This window comes from Ralstonia mojiangensis, from assembly GCF_023955645.1.
GTDB lineage: Bacteria > Pseudomonadota > Gammaproteobacteria > Burkholderiales > Burkholderiaceae > Ralstonia > Ralstonia mojiangensis.
This window is the reverse complement of record NZ_JAMXHU010000003.1, coordinates 546,424-565,892: the sequence shown is the minus strand read 5'-3', so window position 1 is coordinate 565,892 and position 19,469 is coordinate 546,424. Positions and strand designations below refer to the sequence as shown.

The 19,469-nt window shown below is 63.6% G+C and carries 16 protein-coding genes; 6 read left to right on the top strand and 10 right to left on the bottom strand.

From position 1 onward, the window contains the following. Position 1: 1 nt before the first annotated feature. Complete coding sequence (locus tag NG898_RS14820; RefSeq protein WP_252693038.1) at positions 2-400, top strand: c-type cytochrome; 399 nt, start codon at positions 2-4, stop codon at positions 398-400. Between the two features lie 59 nt (positions 401-459). Here NG898_RS14820 and NG898_RS14815 read toward each other — a convergent pair whose 3' ends face one another. Continuing rightward, positions 460-894, bottom strand: a complete 435-nt coding sequence (locus NG898_RS14815; RefSeq protein WP_009238576.1) for a DUF1841 family protein — start codon at positions 892-894, stop codon at positions 460-462. Between the two features lie 118 nt (positions 895-1,012). On the opposite strand from NG898_RS14815, the gene NG898_RS14810 reads away from it, so the two are divergent. Beyond that, positions 1,013-1,948, top strand: a complete 936-nt coding sequence (locus NG898_RS14810; protein ID WP_252693036.1) for a DMT family transporter — start codon at positions 1,013-1,015, stop codon at positions 1,946-1,948. Positions 1,949-2,016: 68 nt separating this feature from the next. Here NG898_RS14810 and NG898_RS14805 read toward each other — a convergent pair whose 3' ends face one another. Beyond that, positions 2,017-3,822, bottom strand: a complete 1,806-nt coding sequence (locus tag NG898_RS14805; RefSeq protein WP_420803700.1) for a S10 family peptidase — start codon at positions 3,820-3,822, stop codon at positions 2,017-2,019. Positions 3,823-4,428: 606 nt separating this feature from the next. On the opposite strand from NG898_RS14805, the gene NG898_RS14800 reads away from it, so the two are divergent. Beyond that, positions 4,429-5,016: a malonic semialdehyde reductase gene (locus tag NG898_RS14800; RefSeq protein ID WP_024976149.1), complete on the top strand. Its 588-nt coding sequence runs from the start codon at positions 4,429-4,431 to the stop codon at positions 5,014-5,016. A gap of 60 nt (positions 5,017-5,076) precedes the next feature. On the opposite strand, the gene nth is transcribed toward NG898_RS14800, so the two are convergent. Then, a complete protein-coding gene (gene nth, locus NG898_RS14795) occupies positions 5,077-5,721 on the bottom strand; it encodes an endonuclease III (protein ID WP_045204434.1) in 645 nt (214 codons plus the stop codon). Positions 5,722-5,734: 13 nt separating this feature from the next. After that, positions 5,735-6,565: an electron transport complex subunit RsxB gene (gene rsxB / locus NG898_RS14790; RefSeq protein ID WP_252693033.1), complete on the bottom strand. Its 831-nt coding sequence runs from the start codon at positions 6,563-6,565 to the stop codon at positions 5,735-5,737. Between the two features lie 140 nt (positions 6,566-6,705). Between rsxB and NG898_RS14785 the strand changes: the two genes are divergently transcribed. After that, entirely contained in the window at positions 6,706-7,401 is a 696-nt protein-coding gene (locus NG898_RS14785) for a TetR/AcrR family transcriptional regulator (RefSeq protein ID WP_252693031.1), read from the top strand. Positions 7,402-7,470: 69 nt separating this feature from the next. Here NG898_RS14785 and NG898_RS14780 read toward each other — a convergent pair whose 3' ends face one another. Together NG898_RS14780 and NG898_RS14775 are read right to left on the bottom strand one after the other, a co-directional pair. Next, the gene (locus NG898_RS14780; protein ID WP_252693029.1) at positions 7,471-8,742 is read right to left on the bottom strand and encodes a polyhydroxyalkanoate depolymerase; all 1,272 of its coding nucleotides are present in this window, start codon (positions 8,740-8,742) and stop codon (positions 7,471-7,473) included. A gap of 204 nt (positions 8,743-8,946) precedes the next feature. Continuing rightward, positions 8,947-10,143 carry an amino acid aminotransferase gene (locus tag NG898_RS14775; protein WP_252693027.1) on the bottom strand — a complete coding sequence of 399 codons (1,197 nt, stop codon included), beginning with the start codon at positions 10,141-10,143 and terminating at the stop codon, positions 8,947-8,949. A 337-nt stretch (positions 10,144-10,480) separates the two neighbouring features. Here NG898_RS14775 and uvrB point away from each other — a divergent pair, with 337 nt between their 5' ends. Next, on the top strand, positions 10,481-12,571 hold the full coding sequence (uvrB, locus tag NG898_RS14770; RefSeq protein ID WP_004635725.1) for an excinuclease ABC subunit UvrB: 2,091 nt from the start codon (positions 10,481-10,483) through the stop codon (positions 12,569-12,571). Between the two features lie 163 nt (positions 12,572-12,734). After that, on the top strand, positions 12,735-14,819 hold the full coding sequence (locus tag NG898_RS14765; protein ID WP_252693025.1) for a site-specific recombinase: 2,085 nt from the start codon (positions 12,735-12,737) through the stop codon (positions 14,817-14,819). 2 nt (positions 14,820-14,821) lie between these two features. Here the strand turns inward: NG898_RS14765 and rbsK are convergent, their stop codons facing one another. The 4 genes from rbsK to NG898_RS14745 are packed head-to-tail and all read right to left on the bottom strand — an operon-like array spanning position 14,822 to position 19,461. After that, positions 14,822-15,787, bottom strand: coding sequence for a ribokinase (gene rbsK / locus NG898_RS14760; RefSeq protein ID WP_252693024.1), 966 nt, complete (start codon positions 15,785-15,787; stop codon positions 14,822-14,824). A 37-nt stretch (positions 15,788-15,824) separates the two neighbouring features. Further along, a complete protein-coding gene (locus NG898_RS14755) occupies positions 15,825-16,865 on the bottom strand; it encodes a LacI family DNA-binding transcriptional regulator (protein ID WP_252693022.1) in 1,041 nt (346 codons plus the stop codon). Positions 16,866-16,883: 18 nt separating this feature from the next. After that, on the bottom strand, positions 16,884-17,891 hold the full coding sequence (locus NG898_RS14750; protein WP_252693020.1) for an ABC transporter permease: 1,008 nt from the start codon (positions 17,889-17,891) through the stop codon (positions 16,884-16,886). After that, positions 17,881-19,461: a sugar ABC transporter ATP-binding protein gene (locus NG898_RS14745; protein WP_252693018.1), complete on the bottom strand. Its 1,581-nt coding sequence runs from the start codon at positions 19,459-19,461 to the stop codon at positions 17,881-17,883. Before NG898_RS14745 ends, NG898_RS14750 begins: the two co-directional genes overlap by 11 nt. Positions 19,462-19,469: the final 8 nt, after the last annotated feature.

Genomic DNA, 19,469 nt, shown 5'->3' with positions numbered 1-19,469 from the left:
TATGAAGAAGATCTCGCTCGCAATCTCGTTCAATCTGGGTGCGCTGATGCTGGCTGCCGCTGTGTCGGCGCAGGCGGCCGATATTGAAAAGGGCAAGCAGCTGGTGGAGAAGGGCGCTTGCGTGGCCTGCCATGGCGCCGGCCTGAACGCACCGATCTCGCCGGACTATCCGAAGCTTGCTGGCCAGCACGGCGACTACATCTATCACGCGCTGCTGGCCTATCAGACCAGCAACAACCCGCTGGTGGGGCGCAGCAACGCCATCATGGCGGGCCAGGTCAACAGCAACCCTGCCACGATCGGTGCCGACGGCAAGCCGCGTCCGTTCACGCAGGCTGAGCTGAAGGACATTGCCACGTACATCGAATCTCTGCCCGGCTCGCTGGTCCTCAAGAAGTAAAGCGGCATCGCCGGTAAAGAAAAACCGCTCTTCGGAGCGGTTTTTTTATGGCGTTGGATTTAGCGCGCAGTGGCGCGCTTGCGCACGCATTCGATATAGGCGTCGCCGTCTGGCGGCAAGCCGGTGCGTTGCGCCGTCCATAGCATCTGGCCCAGGCATTCCATTACCTGGTGCTGTGCTTCGTGCGGCGAGTCGAGCCGCTGGGCAAGCGCCTCATATGCAGCGCGAATACCGCGCGGCTGATCCACCGATACCTGCTCGCTGATCGACAGGTGCATCGACAGGTGCAGGAACGGGTTGCTCTGGCCGCTTTCCGGCGTGTAGTCGCGGGCGAGGGCTTCTTCGCCGGCTTCCAAGGTGTCGTGGTATTCGGGATGCTGCAGCATCCAGTCGAGCGCCATGGCTTCGAGCGGCGTGAGGATTTCTGCCTGGCGGTGCTTGCGCCATGCGCCGCAGAAGAATTGACGGACTTCGTCGCGGGAGGGATTGAACATGATCCCGCCATTGTACCGGCGCGCCTCGATGCCTGCCGCACAGCTTCGCGAGACGGCAACGCTACAATGGCGCCCGCTCCCGCAGAGGTCGATTCCAACAAAAACGCCGCCCCCCCCCATGAGACAAGCCGCCGATTCCCCCCTCGCAGTGCGCGCCGCCGACAAGCTCCTTGGCGTGCTGCTGATCGCCGTGTCCGCCGCATCCTTCGGCGCGATGGCCATCTTCACGCATTACGCCTATGCGAGTGGCGCGAACGTGGTGGGTCTGTTGATCGTGCGTTTCGTGATCGCGGCCGTGGCGCTGATGGTCGTGATGCGTGTTCGTCGCATCGGCATACCGCCGTGGTCGCGCGTGGCTGGGTTGGCGGCAATGGGTGGCATCGGTTACGCAGGGCAGTCATTCGCGTTTTTTACCGCGTTGAACTACGCGCCGGCCAGCCTGGTGGCGCTGCTGCTGTATCTGTATCCGATGTTCGTGACGGTACTGGCGGCGATTTTCCTGCGTGAGCGGCTGACCCCCACGGCGATCATCGCGCTGGTGCTGTGCTCGGTCGGGGCGGGGCTGACGGTGGGCGGCGCGGGCCTGTCGGGCGGCAGCCTTCTCGGCATTGGGCTGGGGGTGGCCTCCGCGGTGATTTACTCGATCTACATCACGGTCGGTGCACGGGTCACGCGCGGGCTGGATCCTCTGGCGTGTACGACCGTCATCTGTACCGCTGCGGCCGTGGTGTACACGGGCATGGCGTTGGCCGGCGCGCCTGCGCACCTGCCCGGCACGTTGGGTGGCTGGGCGGCGGCACTGGCCATTGCGGGCTTGTCGACGGTGGTGGCGATCCTGACATTCTTCGCCGGCTTGCAGAAGCTGGGGGCGGCGCAGGCGTCGATGCTGTCGACGCTGGAGCCAGTGGTGACCGTACTGCTGGCGGCATTGCTGCTCGGCGAATCGATCGCGCCCATGCAGATGACGGGCGGTGCATTGATCCTCGCGGGCGTCCTCTGGCTCACGCGTGCAGACGCTAAACCTGCAGGTCACAGCGTGGATGACATGGCCTGAAGCCGAATCTTCACGCAAAAAAGCCGCCCAGCGAGAACTGGGCGGTTTCGCTTTCTGCCTTCAGGCGCTTACTTCTTCGGGCCGCTCGGCAGGCGTTGCAGGCTCTGCACCCGCATCAGGGCCGGACGATCGGCCATCACGCCATCGTAGAACGAAGCCAGATCACCCTTGAGCGCGGTGCGCGACGCATCGTTCAGATAGATCATGTGGCCCGACGGGTAATTCTTGATCGTCAGGTTTTTCGCCTTGAGCGTCGGATCAAGCGGCATTTGCGCCAGCGTCAGCTCGGTCTGGTGGAACGGCGTGACGGCGTCGAAATAGCCGCTGGCCTGCAGCACCTTCAGGTCGGGGTTCAGGCTCATCGTCGAGGCGAGATCGCCAGCGGTGTACAGCGTGTTGCCGCCGCCCTTGTTGGCGCCCGTCGGGTCGATATGGCTGAAGTCCCAGTTGTTGAACACGGCGTCGTTCAGGTCAACGAACGACGAGGTCGATGTGTACTTGAGCTGGGTGTTCAGGTAGCTGTTCCACAGCACCGTATACGCGCCGCCGATGTTCGAGATCGACGGATCGTTGCTGCCCGAGTTCGGCAGGATGAACGGCGCGATGCCCTGGCCCGTGTAGTTGGCGCGGCCGTCATACTGGCCGATCTGGATGCCCGGGTTGAGCGTCAGGAAGAACGTGTACGGCGGATTGTTGTTCTGCGACGGCACGTTGCCCAGCGCTGCCGGATTGCCGAACGTCTGGATCAGCGAGATCGGATCGGTGCCGATGTACGAGCCCATCGTCTGCGCTGTCGCCAGATTCAGGTTCAGGCGCACGTTGACGAAGCCGCCGTCCGCGGCGCTTGGCGCCTGTGCCAGCGGTGCGAGCGTGTTGTCGGCGTAGTTGCGTGCCTGGACCATGTAGCTGTCGAGGTCGGTCGGTGCCGGGTTGAGTGTCGTCTTCTTCCAGTAGAACGCGTCGGCTGCCAGCGTCGGGAAGGTGCCAACGGCCGAGAGCGCATTCGCGTAGTCGAGAATCGACGATTGCAGCGTGATCCCGTTCAGCTCGATGCCGTCTTCATGCAGCACCCACGACAGCACCGCACTGCGCGCCGTGCCATACGACTCGCCGTAGAGGAACTTGGGCGAATTCCAGCGCGAGTTCTTCGTCAGGTAGCGCTGGATGAAGCGGTCGATGGAGTGCGCATCCTGGTCGGTGCCCCAGAAGTCCTTGTTCTTGGCCGGTGCAATGGCGGCTGAATAACCGGTGCCGACCGGGTTGATGAACACTAGGTCGGAGCGGTCGAGCAGGCTGTCCGGGTTGTCGGGCAGTTTGTACGGCGCCGGTGGCGTGAAGTTCGGGAACGACGACTGCAGCCGCTTCGGCCCGAACGAGCCCAGCAACAGGAACACCGACGATGAGCCCGGCCCGCCGTTATAGAAGAACGTCACCGGACGCGGCTTCGACGGGTCCGGGTTGTCCTGCGTGTACGCCACGTAGAACATCGTCGCGTTAGATTGCGACGTAATCGGGTCGATGGTCGTCAGGTGGCCGGCGGTGGCCGTGTAGGCGATGCTCTTGCCGCCGATCGTGACCGTGTGGTGCGTGATGGCTGCGCTTTCTCCCGGGTCGGCAGCCAGGGCGTCGTTGGGCCCGGTGCCGTAGACGTTCGGGTCGACGTAAGGCTGGTCGGGCGGTACGGCGGCAGCTACCGGCTGCGTGGTTGCGTTGCCGGCGTTGGCGGCAACGCCGCTGGGGTTGGCCGTGGCGGATGAGTCGCCGCCGCCGCAACCCGCCAGCAGCACGGCTGACAGCGCAGCGGCCGCAAACGATACACCAAAGGTTCGAGACAAACCTGCAAAATCACTGGTCGATAACCTGGATTTTTTCATGGCGATAATGGCCTTCTTCAGGGTGACGAACGCCATCACTTAAAACGTTTAGTTTTAAGTGGGCTCCATATTCGTTTTGCGTTTTGTCATTTCTATACGACGCAAAGCGAATATTCAGATTTCCCGCCTTGTCTGCGGAAATTAATGCAATTGTTTATTTTTTGGCAAAAGACGCCCCTGAAATCCGAGCGGATCTCAAAAAGAAAGCAATCATGGGGTCAAGCCCGCAGGGCGTTTGCGCAAAGCCTCACAAGGACTGTGCAAAAACGTAGGGATGAATGCGGCCGCGCAGCTGTTTTAAAACCAGATGCGTATCCGATGCGTCCAACCCTGCGGGTAATACAATGACGAACCAAAAAGTAGTTCGTAAGCAAACCGTTGTAAAGGGGTCTTTTCCGTTGTGCGCGATGGGCTGTAAAAATCACCATGCCCATGCCATGGCGCCTCGCAATAAGTGCGATTAAATACAAACAAGGCATGCCGTTTTTCTAAAGTCTGTGTGCGGCTGACGGGTGCCGGATGTCCATTCGGTGTGAGCAGGTGTCCCGCACGTGCGGAACCGGCGCATTACAATGCGCTCCTCAACTTTTTCCGGAGCACCCCGCAATGCCGATGCTTGAACCGTCCGTGCTGGACCAACTGTTCCACGCAGCCCGTACGCACAACGTGTGGCTGGACAAGCCGGTCGACGACGAACTGCTGCACACGCTGTACGACACCGTGAAGTACGGCCCGACCGCCGCCAACAGCACGCCGGCCCGCTTCGTGTTCGTCAAGAGCGCTGCCGCCAAGGAACGCCTGATTCCGTGCATGTCGGCCGGCAACCAGGAAAAGACCCGCCAGGCGCCCGTCGCCGTGATCGTTGCGTATGACACGCAATTCCACGAGCAACTGCCCAAGCTGTTCCCGCATACCGATGCGCGTTCGTGGTACGCCGGCGACCAGGCCAAGATCAATGCGGCTGCGTTGATGAACGGCTCGCTGCAGGGCGGCTATCTGGTGCTCGCCGCGCGTGCCCTGGGCCTGGACTGCGGCCCGATGGCCGGCTTCGATGCCAACAAAGTGAACGAGACGTTCTTCCCCGATGGCCAGTGGAAGGTCAACTTCATCATGAACATCGGCTACGGCGACGCCGAGAAGCTGCACCCGCGCAACCCGCGCCTGTCGTTCGAAGAGGCGTGCAAGATCGTTTGATCGACAGCCGGTCGCGCAAAGAAAACGGGGACTCGCTTCAGTATCGGCGGTCCCCGTTTTTTATTCCTTCGGCGCTGGTGTCTTGGGCCTGAATTCGCACAGTGGCTCGATGGCGCAATGCCAGCACTCGGGCTTGCGCGCCTTGCACACGTAGCGCCCATGCAGGATCAGCCAGTGGTGCGCATCCTGCCGAAATTCTTCCGGCACCACCTTCAGCAGTTTCAGCTCCACTTCCAGCACGTTCTTGCCCGGCGCCAGCCCGGTGCGATTGGCCACGCGAAAGATGTGCGTGTCCACGGCAATCGTGGGTTCGCCGAAAGCCGTGTTCATCACCACGTTGGCCGTCTTGCGGCCCACACCCGGTAGTTCTTCCAGCGCAGCGCGGTCGCGCGGCACTTCACCGCCGTATTGGTCGAGCAGGATGCGGCACGTCTGCAGGATGTGCTTGCACTTGGTGCGGTACAGCCCGATGGTCTTGATGTATTCGGTGATGCCTTCCTCGCCCAGCGCCAGCAGCTTGGCGGGCGTATTGGCCACCGGAAACAGCTTGCGCGTTGCCTTGTTCACGCCAACGTCGGTCGCCTGCGCCGAAAGCAGCACCGCAATCAGCAACTCGAACGGCGTGGTGTATTCCAGCTCGGTGGTCGGCGTCGGGTTGTTTTCGCGCAGGGTCTCGAAGATGGCGTGGCGCTTGGCGGGATTCATCGTCGGGCAGGGTTCAGGGTTTGTCCGCGTCGGGTTTGGTGCCGTGTTCGATCTGGCTGGCGATGCGCTTGCGGCGGGCTTCGGCTTCATCGATCTGGGCTTGCACATCCGCGGACACATTGGTCATATTGCGCGGACCTTGCCCGCGCGCGGCCATCTCGACCTGCTTCTGGCGCGCCCGCTCAATTGCAGCCTGGATGATCGCCTTCTTGCGGGCCTGCGCGGCGAGTTCGGCGTCGTCAGCGGGTTGTTCGGCGCTGACGGCCGCGAGTTTGGCCGCAGCCTTGGCGGCAAGGCGTGCTTCGTTCTCGGCTTGTTCGCGCTTGAGGCGTGCGTTGCGGAAGACGTAGCGGTCCCGCGCGGCATCGGCTTGCTGCTGGCTCCAGGCATTCCAGCCCGTGTGTTCGCCGGTGACGGGGATCATGTCGATGCAATCGACGGGGCAGGGCGGCACGCAGAGGTCGCAACCGGTGCACCAGTCTTCCAGCACCGTGTGCATCGCCTTGGGTGCACCGACGATGGCATCGACCGGGCATGCCTGAATGCACAGCGTGCAACCGATACAGCGCTCCGGGTCGATGACCGCGACGGCGCGAGGCTGTTCGATGCCGTTGGACGGGTCCAGCGGCAGCAGGTCACCCGTGCGGCCGAGAGCGTCGGACAGCCGGCGGACACCTTCCGCGCCGCCGGGTGGGCAGCGATTGGGTAGCGCCTCGCCGTTGGCCATGGCTTCAGCGTAAGGGCGGCAGCCGTTGTAGCCGCACTTGGTGCATTGTGTTTGCGGCAGGAGGTTTTCGAGCCGGTCGGCCAGGGATGCGGCCACTGCGGGGACCAAGGAAACCACGATGGGACTTATCGTTTGAATAGCTTGCCATTATCGCCGATTTGGTCCCCGCGCAAGGCGTGCATGCCCTGACATCGCATACGGCGGGCATGTCTTAACCCTATGACATAATTCCTGCGTTCTAAACGGACCGACGTGCCATGCCGTCTCACCCAGCCGCGCCCATCGCCGACATCGAAGTCGATGCTCATGGCGAATCCGCCGCACCCCGCACGCGTCGTGACCCCGCCGGCACGCGCCGACGCATTCTTGCTGCAGCCATCGAGGAATTTTCGCGGGGCGGCTTTGCCGGCGCCCGCGTCGACGCCATCGCCCGCCGCGCCGAGACCAACGAGCGCATGCTGTATTACTACTACGGCAGCAAGGAAAAGCTTTTTCTGACCGTGCTCGAACACATGTATTTCCGCTTCAAGGAGGCGGAAGAGCAGGTGCAGATCGAGTCGTCGGACCCGCGTGAGGCAGTCGTCCAGCTTGCGCGTTTCGTCTGGGACTTTTATTACGAGAACCCCGAGTTCATCCGCCTGCTCAACAGCGAAAACCTGCACGAGGCGCGGCATCTGAAGACGTCGCCGCACCTGGTCGAGCTGGTCAACCCGGTTATCGATGTGCTGCGCGGCGTGGTCGAGCGCGGCCAGCGCAGCGGCATCTTCCGCGAGGACGTCGATGTGTCGCGCCTGTATCTGACGATCTCGGCGCTGGGCTATTACGTGCTGTCCAACCGCTACACGATCAGCGCCGTCGTGGGCCGCGACATTGCCTCGGCCGACGAGCACGAAGCCTTCGCGCAACTGCATATCAAGATGTTGCTGGCGTATCTGGATCGGCCCAGGAGCTGATCGGCGGAAGCATCGTCGCGCAACAAAAAAGCCTCGCGGGTGCGAGGCTTTTTCTTGGGTGCTTAAGGCTTACGCGACTGCTTTGATGCGCGGAGCGCTCTCTTCGTTGCGGCGAATGAAATCACGCAACTGCGGATACACCTGCTCGCGCCAGCGTCGACCCGAGAAGATGCCGTAGTGGCCGCACTTGGGTGCCGTCAGATGCTGCTTGCGCGCGTTCGGGATACCGGTGCACAGGCCATGCGCGGCTTCGGTCTGACCGCTGCCGGAGATGTCGTCCAGCTCGCCCTCGATGGTGAAGAGCGCGGTGCTCTTGATGTCCTGCGGGCGCACCGGCTTGCCTTCCACCACCCACGTGCCATTGGCCAGATGGAATTCCTGGAACACATCGCGGATGGTTTCGAGGTAGTACTCGGCAGCCATGTCGAGCACGGCGTTGTACTCGTCGTAGAACCGTACGTGGGCTTCAGCGTCTTCCGTGTCGCCCTCGATCAGGTTCAGGTAATAGTCGTAGTGCGATGACAGGTGGCGGTCCGGGTTCATCGCCACGAAGCCGGCGTGCTGCAGGAAGCCCGGATAAACCTTGCGACCATGCCCCGGATAGTTGGCCGGCACCGTGTAGATCACGTTGTTCTCGAACCAGCTGTGCGACTTATTGGTCGCCAGCGAGTTGACGGCGGTCGGGCTCTTACGCGCGTCGATCGGGCCGCCCATCATGGTCATCGTGCGCGGCGTCTTTTCGCCGTCCGAGGCCATCAGCGAGATGGCGGCCAGTACGGGCACGGTCGGCTGGCACACCGAAATCACGTGCAGCTTGTCAGCACCAATGTGATTGATGAACTCGCGGATGTAGTTGATGTAGTCCGACAGGTGGAAGGCGCCTTCTTCGGTCGGCACCATGCGAGCGTCGATCCAGTCGGTCACGTACACCTTGTGATCCTGCAGCAACGTGCGCACGGTGTCGCGCAGCAGCGTGGAGTGATGGCCTGATAGCGGCGCACACACCAGCACGATCGGCTCATCCTTGAGCAGCTTGATGGTCTCGGCGTCGTCGGCGTAGCGCTTGAAGCGGATCAGGCGGCAGAACGGTTTCTCGACGATGGTCTGTTCGACGATGGGAATGTCGCGGCCGTTGGACTTGACGGAGCGGATGCCGAATTCCGGCTTCTCGTACTCCTTGCCCAGGCGGTACAGCAGCTCGTAGCCCGCAGCGTAGCGTTGCGCGCCGGGCATCAGGGACAGCGGACTCAGTGGGTTGGTGAAGGTCTTGGCGGTCGCTTGGGCCCAAGCCGTCATGGGGCTGAGCAGTGCGCGCTGGAATTCGTGAAGCTGGTAAAGCATGGCTGGACCGGTCTGTGGTGGCAAGGGCGACGCAAACGATTATGCACCTGGGCGCAGGTTACTGCGATGCAGCATAAACCCTGATAACAGAGTGTTGCGTTGCTCTATGATGCGCCCGTGTCAGTCTAGTCCCATGCAGCAAAAAAGCGGCCGAAGCCGCTTTTCTTTTTGCAATTGCCCGTAGAGCGTGACGCCTACGGCACCTTACAGGACGTCAGCGATAGCGTTTACCACGGCATCGATGTTGTGCGTGTTCAGCGCGGCCACGCAGATGCGGCCGGTCGACACGGCGTAAATGCCGTGTTCGTTACGCAGGCGATCCACTTGCGCGGAGGTCAGACCCGAGTACGAGAACATGCCACGCTGGGCCTTCACGAACGAGAAATCGGTCTTCACGCCCTTGGCGGCCAGCTTGTCGACCAGTGCGTTGCGCATCGACTTGATGCGATCGCGCATTTCGCCCAGTTCCTGTTCCCACATCGCGCGCAACTCGGGGCTCGTCAGCACGCTGGCGACGATCGTGCCGCCATGCGTCGGCGGGTTCGAGTAGTTCGTGCGGATCACGCGCTTGACTTGCGACAGCACGCGGGTGGCTTCGTCCTTGCTGGTCGTCACGATCGACAGTGCGCCGACGCGCTCGCCGTAGAGCGAGAACGACTTCGAGAACGAGCTGGAAACGAAGAACGGCAGGCCCGAATCAGCAAACAGGCGCACGGCCAGGCCGTCCTGCTGGATGCCGTCGGCAAAGCCTTGGTAGGCCATGTCGAGGAACGGGATCAGGTTCTTGGCTTTGATGACTTCTACGACCTGCTTCCACTGCTCGGTGGTCATGTCCACGCCGGTCGGGTTGTGGCAGCAGGCGTGCAGCACGACGATCGTGTTCGGCGCGTAGCTGTTGAGCGAATCCATCATGCCCGCGAAGTTCAGGCCGTGCGACGGGGCATCGTAGTACGCGTAGTTGACGACTTCGAAGCCGGCCGACTCGAACAGCGCGCGGTGGTTTTCCCAGCTCGGGTCGGAAATCGCGACCTTGGCGTTCGGATACAGGCGCTTGAGGAAGTCGGCGCCGATCTTCAGTGCGCCGGTGCCGCCCAGGGCTTGCGCGGTGACCACGCGGCCTTCGGTGATCAGCGGCGATTCAGCGCCGAACAGCAGCTTCTGCACGGCTTGGTCGTAGGCGGCAATGCCTTCGATCGGCAGGTAGCCACGCGGGGCCGCGGCGGCCAGGCGGGCCTTTTCGGCTTCCTGCACGGCGCGCAGCACCGGAATTTTCCCTTCGTCGGTGAAGTACACGCCCACGCCCAGATTCACTTTGGTGCTGCGGGTATCGGCGTTGAAAGCTTCATTCAGGCCCAGGATGGGATCGCGCGGAGCCAGTTCGACGGCGGAGAAAAGCGACATGAGATGTCTCGATCGGTTGGTTCGGAATTCGGTGGGATCTTGCAGGCGGTGCGGCGCGGACTCCGGGGCGGGTCGCCCGGCGCCAGAAGTACAAACGAGGCGCGCACGAAGATGGATTGTACCGAATACAGGCTCTAATCGCCCGAAAAATCCTTGCAGAACAGGCGCCTAAAGCGTTTTAGCGGCCAGTACAGATGTGCGGGCGCGGCTATCCAAACGATTGCTCGGGCCGCACGCTACACTAGACGATTGGTTGCAATTGCCGCTGCCGCCCTCAATTTGTGAGGGCGTGCGAGTCACTTTGTCGACTTCCCGCGCTGCCATCCTACCCGCCGCCATGACCGATCTGAGCCAAGTCCCCAGCCCGCACGACGAGTCGAAGTTCGTGACTTTCGAGGGCTCGCCGTTCCAGTTGTACCAGCCGTATCCGCCGGCCGGCGACCAGCCGGAGGCGATCCGCCAGCTCGTCGAGAACATTGGCGACGGCCTGTCGTACCAGACCCTGCTGGGCGTGACGGGCTCGGGCAAGACCTTCACCATGGCCAATGTGATCGCGCAGGTGGGGCGCCCGGCGATTGTGTTCGCGCCCAACAAGACGCTGGCGGCGCAGCTGTATTCGGAGTTTCGCGAGTTTTTCCCGCGCAATGCGGTCGAGTACTTTGTCTCCTACTACGACTATTACCAGCCTGAGGCCTATGTGCCGCAGCGCGACCTCTTCATCGAGAAGGACTCGTCGATCAACGAGCACATCGAGCAGATGCGGCTCTCCGCCACCAAGAGCCTGCTGGAGCGTCGCGATGTGGTGATCGTGGCCACTGTGTCGGCCATTTACGGTATCGGTAACCCGAGCGAATACCACCAGATGATCCTGACGCTGCGCGCGGGTGACAAGGTCAGCCAGCGCGACGTGATTGCGCGCCTGATCGCCATGCAGTACACGCGCAACGAGACGGATTTTCAGCGCGGCACCTTCCGTGTGCGCGGCGACACGGTCGACATCTTCCCCGCCGAGCATGCAGAAATGGCGGTGCGCCTGGAGCTGTTCGACGATGAAGTCGAATCGCTGCAGCTGTTCGATCCTCTGACGGGCCGTGTGCGGCAGAAGATTCCACGATTTACGGTGTACCCGTCGAGCCACTATGTGACGCCGCGCGAGACCGTGCTGCGCGCGATCGAGACCATCAAGGCCGAGCTGCGCGAACGGCTCGATTTCTTCTACAAGGAAAACAAGCTGGTGGAAGCGCAGCGGCTGGAGCAGCGCACGCGCTTCGATCTGGAGATGCTGCAGGAGCTGGGCTTCTGCAAGGGCATCGAGAATTATTCGCGACACTTGTCTGGCTCCGCGCCGGGCGAACCGCCGCCGACGCTGGTCGACTACCTGCCGCCGGATGCGCTGATGTTCCTCGATGAATCGCACGTGCTGATCGGCCAGCTCAACGGTATGTACAACGGTGACCGCGCGCGCAAGGAAACGCTCGCTGAGTACGGCTTCCGCTTGCCTTCCGCACTCGACAACCGGCCGCTCAAGTTTGCCGAATTCGAGACCAAGATGCGGCAGGTGACGTTCGTGTCTGCCACACCGGGGGATTACGAAAAAAAGACGGCGGGCACGGAAGTCGTGGAGCAGGTCGTGCGCCCCACGGGCCTCGTCGACCCGATTATCGAGGTGCGCCCGGCTACGACGCAGGTCGACGATCTGCTGTCGGAGATCCATGTGCGCGTTGAGGCCGGCGAGCGTGTGCTGGTGACCACGCTCACCAAGCGCATGGCCGAGCAGTTGACCGAGTTCCTGTCGGAGAACGGCGTCAAAGTCCGCTACCTGCATTCGGACATTGATACCGTGGAACGCGTGGAGATCATCCGCGACCTCCGCCTGGGCACGTTCGATGTGCTGGTTGGTATCAACCTGCTGCGCGAGGGGCTGGATATTCCCGAAGTGTCACTCGTGGCGATTCTGGATGCCGACAAGGAAGGTTTCCTGCGTGCCGAGCGCTCGCTCATCCAGACGATTGGCCGCGCCGCGCGGAATGTGAACGGCACCGCCATCCTTTATGCGGATCGCATGACCGATTCGATGAAGAAGGCGATTGGCGAAACCGAGCGCCGACGTGCCAAGCAGATCGCCCACAACGAGGCGCACGGCATCACGCCGCGCGGTGTGGTCAAGCGGATCAAGGACATCATCGACGGTGTGTACAACGTCGACGACGCGCGCGCCGAACTGAAGGCCGCACAAGAGGCTGCCAAGTACGAAGACATGAGCGAGAAGCAGGCGTCAAAGGAAATCAAGCGCCTGGAAAAACAGATGCTCGACCACGCCAAGAACCTCGAATTCGAAAAGGCGGCGGCGGTGCGCGATCAGCTTGCCAAGCTCAAGTCGCAGCTCTTCGGGGCGAGCGGCGAAGACCATATCGTTCCGGCCGCCTGAACTGCGCGGCCACCTGCGTTGTCGGACTCCCGCCTTGCCGCAGGCGGCGGGGGTTGCTGTCAACGCCATTTCAGATCAAATTCAGGCACTGCGCGTCGCCTGACCGGGGAATCGGCATGTGCTGCAGCGCTCGACTGCACGCGTTCGCCATCAAGGGAGTTCGATGTTCAACTTTTTGCTTAACCCGTGGCGCAAGTGGCGCGCTTCCCGGCACGCCAGCCATCAACTCGACGCCATCCTCGCCCAGTTCGAGCCCACGCGCAGTCTGGCCGAACGCAACGAGTGGCTGATCGAGCTGACTTACTGGCTGCGTCGGGCAGACCGGCCTGAGGGGGCCGCGTCGGAGTCCTGGCGTTATGCCCGCCTGCGTTATCTGCTCCAGGTGCTGGAGAACAATCCGGCCCTAGCAGAACGCGTTGGGCAGACATTGCGCAGCATCGTGCAAGACAACGATCCGGTGTCGCTGCTGTGCGATACGGGGTTGTCGTCACGCTCGGGTTTCTGGAGCGAGTTGCTCGACCGTTGGCAGGCGCGCCTGCTGCCGCCAGCACCGAACCAGCCGCAACTGGCGACGTTGTTTGCGCTGATGTTTGTGGGACCGACCGACGCGCAGTGGGTCGATGGTCTGGACGACGAACTGGTCACGCGCCTCTACGCGCTGTTCCGTGCGGGGATGACGGATGCCGATCACGCTGCTGGCCAGACGCGTCTGGAGCGCAGCCTTGGTATCGGCATCCAGATCCTGATCAGCCAGGTCCGTGCGGCGGGTTTGTCGCGCGGCATCCGCAGCCGCATGGACCATGCGGAACTGACGGACTCTCCGTTCTATCTGCTGGCCGACGCAGCCAATGCGATCTTCCTTGAGCGGCCCAACGCCGCGCTGGCGAGCCCCGAGCGGTTCCTGCAGGAACTCAACTATTTCCGCGCCGTGCTGGATCGCTGCCGAACGGCGACGGCCAGCGTGTATCAGCATCTGGATGAGAACGGCGTCTCGGTAGAAGTCGTGTTCCAGGTCGAGCGGATGAAGGCGTGGCTCGGCCGCATCGATTTGCTGCTCACCGCGTGGGCAGATACACAGGGCTCGCGCCGCTTCGTGCATATGACGGCCGAACTGGTGTCGGCCAGCCAGCATCGCCGCAGTGTGGGGTATCTGATTCGCTCCACGTTTGCAGATCTGGCGCGCAAGGTGGTCGAGCGCTCAGCGGAGAGCGGCGAGCACTACATTACGCGCGACGGCAAAGAATATGGCGCGATGGTCAAGGCTGCAGCCGGCGGTGGCGTCATTACAGCGGCCACGGTGTACATCAAGTTCTTCATCACCGGCGCGCATCTGTCGCGCTTTACCGAAGGGCTGTTCGCGTCGATCAACTATGCGGTCAGCTTTCTTGGCATCCATTTCGCGCATTTCACGCTGGCTACCAAACAACCTGCCATGACGGCCCCTGCGCTGGCGCACCGGCTCGATCAGGTGGGGCGCCAGGAAGGGTTGGACCGCTTTGTCGACGACACGGTCGCCATGATCCGCTCCAACGCGGCGGCGATTGCGGGCAATCTTGTGGCCGTGGCACCTGTAGCCTTCCTGGTGCAGTGGCTGGCCGGGCGCTTCTTCCATACGGATCTGATTTCGGCAGCGAAGGCGATGGCGACCATCGACTCCTTTTCGATCCTTGGGCCGACGCCGTTGTACGCGATTTTCACGGGCGTGTTGCTGTGGGCATCGAGCCTGGCGGCGGGCTGGGCAGACAACTGGTTCGCGCTACACCGTGTGCATGACGTGATCGCCTACCACCGGCGCCTTCGGTTCATGGTCGGCACGCAGGGCGCGCAGCGCATTGCCAGCTTCTGGAAGCGCAATCTGTCGGGCATTGTCGCCAACGTGTCGCTGGGCTTCATGCTGGGGCTCGGGCCCGAGATCCTGTCGTTCTTCGGCCCGCATATGGAAGTGCGTCACGTCACGCTGTCGACTGGTGCGGTGGCAACCGCCGTGGGCGTGCTGGGCCCAAGCGTGATGCATACGGCGCCGTTCTGGCTGGCCGTGGCCGGCATTGCGCTGATGGGTGTGCTGAACGTGCTGGTGTCGTTTGCCCTGGCCTTCAACATGGCGATGCGCTCACGCAACCTGCGCGGGGTCGATCGCAAGCGCGTGACGGGCGCCGTATGGCGCCGCATCTTGCGGGATCCGCTGTGCCTGCTGGTGCCGCGCGCCCCAACTGTGAGCACGCCGCCCAGCACCAGCACGCCGGTCTAGGTCTAGTGGGTTGCGGGCGCGGCAGGCGCGCCCAACTCGCTGCGGAACGGAATGGATGGCTGCGCGCCGAGCCGCGTGACTGACACTGCCGCCGCGGCTTGCCCGAATTCGATGGCCGTATCGGGCGACACGCCTTCTGCCAGTGCCACAGCCAGCGCGCCGACAAACGTATCGCCGGCAGCGGTAGTGTCGATGGCGTGCGCGATCGGTGCCGGCATCAACAGGCGCGACTGCGCATCTACGTAAGCCACGCCGCGCGCCCCCAACGTGACGATCACGTGCCGCGCACCTTGTGCATGCAGATCAGCGGCGGCATCCAGTGCGGCTCCGGGCGAATCGACAGGGCGGGCTGTCAGTAGCGCCGCTTCGGTTTCGTTGGGGATCAGGTAATCGCAGGCTGCAATCCATGGGGTAGGCAGCGGGCCGATGGCAGGCGCCGGGTTCAGGATGACCTTTTTGCCAAGCCGCTGCCCGAGCTTGAGCGCGCATTCCACCGCATCCGGCGGAGATTCCAACTGACAAACGATTACGCGCGCGCGTTCGAACGCTGCCTGTTGCGCTTCGATCATCGCTGGCGTCAGCAGTTCGTTGGCGCCAGCCACGATGACGATGGTGTTCTGGCCGCTGTTGGCCACGGTCACGCAGGCGATGCCGGTGGCGGCCCCGGCGTGCACCGACACCATCGATGTGTCCACGCCCTCGCGGCGCAGGCCGTCGCGCAGTGCGGTGCCGTATGCGTCGTCACCCACGCAGCCGAGCATGGCGACACGGGCCCCCAGGCGCGCTGTCGCCACGGCCTGGTTGGCACCCTTGCCGCCTGGGATGGTTTCCAGCGCAGGCGCAGCAACCGTTTGCCCGGGACGCGGCAAGCGCGGCGTGCGGATCACGAGATCCATATTCAGGCTGCCGACGATCAGCACGTCGGCAGCGGGGTGCGCGGAAGAGGCGGAAGGGCGCTTGGCCACCATGTCGGGACTACGTTGAAAGCGTGAAAGGAATGCTGAATCAGGCGGCACGTGCCGGGCGCTCAGGCTCGGCGGTGGATTCGCGCAAAGACAGGCGCGGCGGCAGCACGATGCGGCGCGCACGGTGCTCTTCCACGGGATGGCGCAAGGCGTTGTCGCCGAGGTGTTCGAGCAGCGTCTGCGCGGTGGTCTCGCCGAGTTGGCGGATCGATTGGCCAACGGTGGACAGCGCCGGATAGACGTAGCGGCTCAGTTCGATGTCGTCAAAGCCCATCACGGACAGCGCCTTCGGCACAGGAATGCCCAGTTCCGCCGCAGCGCGCAGCGCGCCGATACCCATCAGGTCATTACCGGCAAAGATGGCCGTGGGCATCTCGCCTTCGGTCAACAACTGGCGCGCGGCACGGTAGCCGCCTGGGCTGGTGAAATCGCCTTCGGCAATGCGGGCCGAGGCTTCTGGCACGCCGGCTTCGCGCAGCGCGCGGTGGAAACCGGCCAGGCGCTCAGCCGTCACGCTCAGTGCCGACGGCCCGCTGATGCAGGCGATGCGGCGGTGACCGAGGTCCAGCAGATGCTTGGTCGCCATGTACGCGCCTTCTTCGTGATCGACTTGCACTTGGTCGGCCTGGATGCCTTCGGTCGGGCGGTCGACCATCACGATGGGCAGGGCGGATTCACCGAGCGCTTCGACCAGCGCCGTGTCTGGCCCGGCGCTGCTGACGATGATGCCGTCGACGCGCTTTTCCATCAGCACACGCAGGTAGTCGCGCTGCTTGCGGGGGTCGTCGTCGGAGTTGCAGAGGATGACGCTGTAGCCGGCGGCAGCGCACACGTCTTCAATGCCGCGTGCCAACTCCGCAAAGTACGGATTGGTGGCGGTGGGCACGAGCACGCCGATGGTGCGCGTGGTGCGGTGTTTGAGCGAGCGTGCCACGGCGCTGGGCACATAGCGCGTAGCCCGGATGGCTTCTTCCACGCGCTTGCGTGTCTCGGCGTTGACTGGCCTTGTGTTGTTGATGACGTGCGAGACGGTGGTGAACGAAACCCCGGCCAGTGCGGCCACGTCCTTGATGGTTGCCATGACGATCTCCTCTGTCTCTTAATGTTGCTTGCTGCGGTTGCGCTTGCTGCGATAGGTATCCATGACCACGGCCGCGACGATGACCGCGCCCGTGATGATTCGTTTGGTGGGCTCGGAGGCGCCGATCTGTGCAAGGCCTGATTCGAGCACCGAGATGATCAGCACGCCGAACAGCGTGCGCACGACCGACCCGCGTCCGCCCATCAGGCTCGTGCCGCCGATCACCACGGCCGCGATCACCTGCAGTTCCATGCCTACGCCCGCGTTCGGATCGGCCGCTTCCAGACGCGACACCTGGAACAGCGCCGCCAGCCCCGACAACAATCCCATCAGCGCAAACACGGCAACCTTGTATGGCCGCGGATTCACGCCCGCCAGCCGCACGGCTTCTTCATTGGTGCCGATGGCCACCAGGTAGCGGCCGAACACCGTGCGCACCAGCACAATCTGGCCAACGATCGTGATGACAATCGCAATCAGGAACGACGGCGCAATGCCCAGCGCGATGGGGTTGGCCAGCCAGTCGACCGCGCTGCCGATGTACACCGTGCGCGAATCGGTGAGGCTGTAGGCGAGGCCGCGCGCCATTTCCAACACGCCCAGTGACACGATGAACGACGGAATGCCCCAGTGGACTGTGACCGCGCCGGTCAGCATGCCGGCCGCCGTGGCCAGCGCCACGCCCGCCAGCGCTGCTGGCAACAGGCCCCACCCGAACTTGGTCATGGCCACGGACAGCACCGAAGCCGACAGCGCCAGCACCGAGCCCACCGACAAATCAATGCCGCCGATCATCAGGATGAAGGTCATGCCCACGGCCATCACCAGCAGGTCGGGGATCTCGTTGGCGATGGTTGTGAACGTGGGCAGCGAGAAGAACGTCGGCGACAGCGTGCCGAACAGCACCAGCATGGCGACCAGCGCAGCGAGCAACCCGCCGATGGTGCCAAGCGACATGCCCAGCGCCGCGCGCGTGCCGGCGGTCGCTGCGGGCGGCGTCGGGGGCAGGGTGGAATCAGAGCGCATCTGCGGTCTCCGAGGGCGATTGGGGTGCACGTGAATCGGATTCGCCCGATTCACCGAAAGCGGCGGCGAGCAGCGTGTCTTGGCTCCAGCCGTCGCGTTGGAAGATGTGCGTGAGCCGCCCGGCGCGCATGACACCAATGCGATCACACAGTTGCATGAGTTCGCGCAGATCGCTCGAGACCACGACCAGCGCCTTGCCTCGCGCGGCCAGCGCGTCGAGCAGCGTATAGATGTCGAACTTGGCGCCGACATCCACCCCTCGCGTCGGCTCATCGAATAGCAGCACTGGCGTGTCGCGCTCCAGCCAGCGGGCGATGGCCACCTTCTGCTGATTGCCGCCAGATAGTTCACCCACCGGCTGCTCCGGACCCGCGCACCGGACACGCAAGGCGCCGATGTGCCGCTGCGCCAGCGCACGCTCTTGCGCGGGTTGCAGCCAGCCGCGTTTCGTGACGCCTGGCATGTTGCCCAGCGCGATGTTCGTGGCGATGGGCAGGCTCAGCATCAGGCCTTCGTCCTTGCGGTCTTCGGTGAGCAGGCTGATGCCGTGGCGTACCGCATCGCCGGGCGAGCGGATGCGCACAGGCGCCAGCGGCGAGCCCACCTCGACGGTGCCCGCATCCGCGCGGTCTGCACCGAAGATCAGCCGCAGCAGCTCCGTGCGCCCCGCGCCGACTAGCCCCGCGATGCCAAAGATTTCCCCCGGCGCCACGTCAAAGCTCACGTCACGCACGGCCGGCGTACGCGTGAGGCCGCTCACCCGCAGCGCCGGTGAGCCGTCACCGAGCCACGGCGCGCGCGTGGCATGTTGTGTTTCGGATGCGGCGGCCACATCGCGACCGACCATCGCCTGGATCAGCGCATCCTGCGTGACCGTCGCGGCCGGCGCATCGGTAACCAGCTTGCCGTCACGCAGCACGACGATGCGATCGGCAATGCGCGCGAGTTCGTCCAGGCGGTGGGAGATGTAGATAATCGCCACGCCTTCGCGGCGCAGCGCGTCGATGCGCTCGAACAGCGTGGCGCTCTCGTGCGCGCTCAGCATCGCCGTCGGCTCGTCGAGGATCAGCACACGGCATGCGCTCGCCAGCGCTCGGGCAATCTCGATCATCTGCCGGTGGCCGATGCCGAGCGTCTGGACGGGCGTCCACGGATCGAGGTCCAGGCCGACGCGCGCGAGCGCCTGTTCGGCTCGATGGCGCAACGCGGAACGATCCACAAAACCGAACCGCCGGGGGAGGTCGCCCAGGAACAGGTTTTCGGCCACGGTGAGCGTGGGTACCATGCTCAGTTCCTGCAGCACCATGCGCACGCCCAGCGCTTCGGCTGCGCTGCGCGAATCGGGTGCGTACAGCGTGCCGGCCAGCGTCATCGACCCGGAAGTCGCCGTTTCCAGTCCGCAGAGGATCTTGGAAAGCGTGCTCTTGCCGGCGCCGTTCTCCCCCGTGAGCGCAAGCACCTCGCCCGCGTGCACATCGAGATCGATATCTCGCAGCACGGGGGCGGCGTAGTGCTTGCTGACGGCGGAGACGCGCAGCAGCGGCGGGCGAGGTTCGTAAGCGGCAGACATGGCTGGCG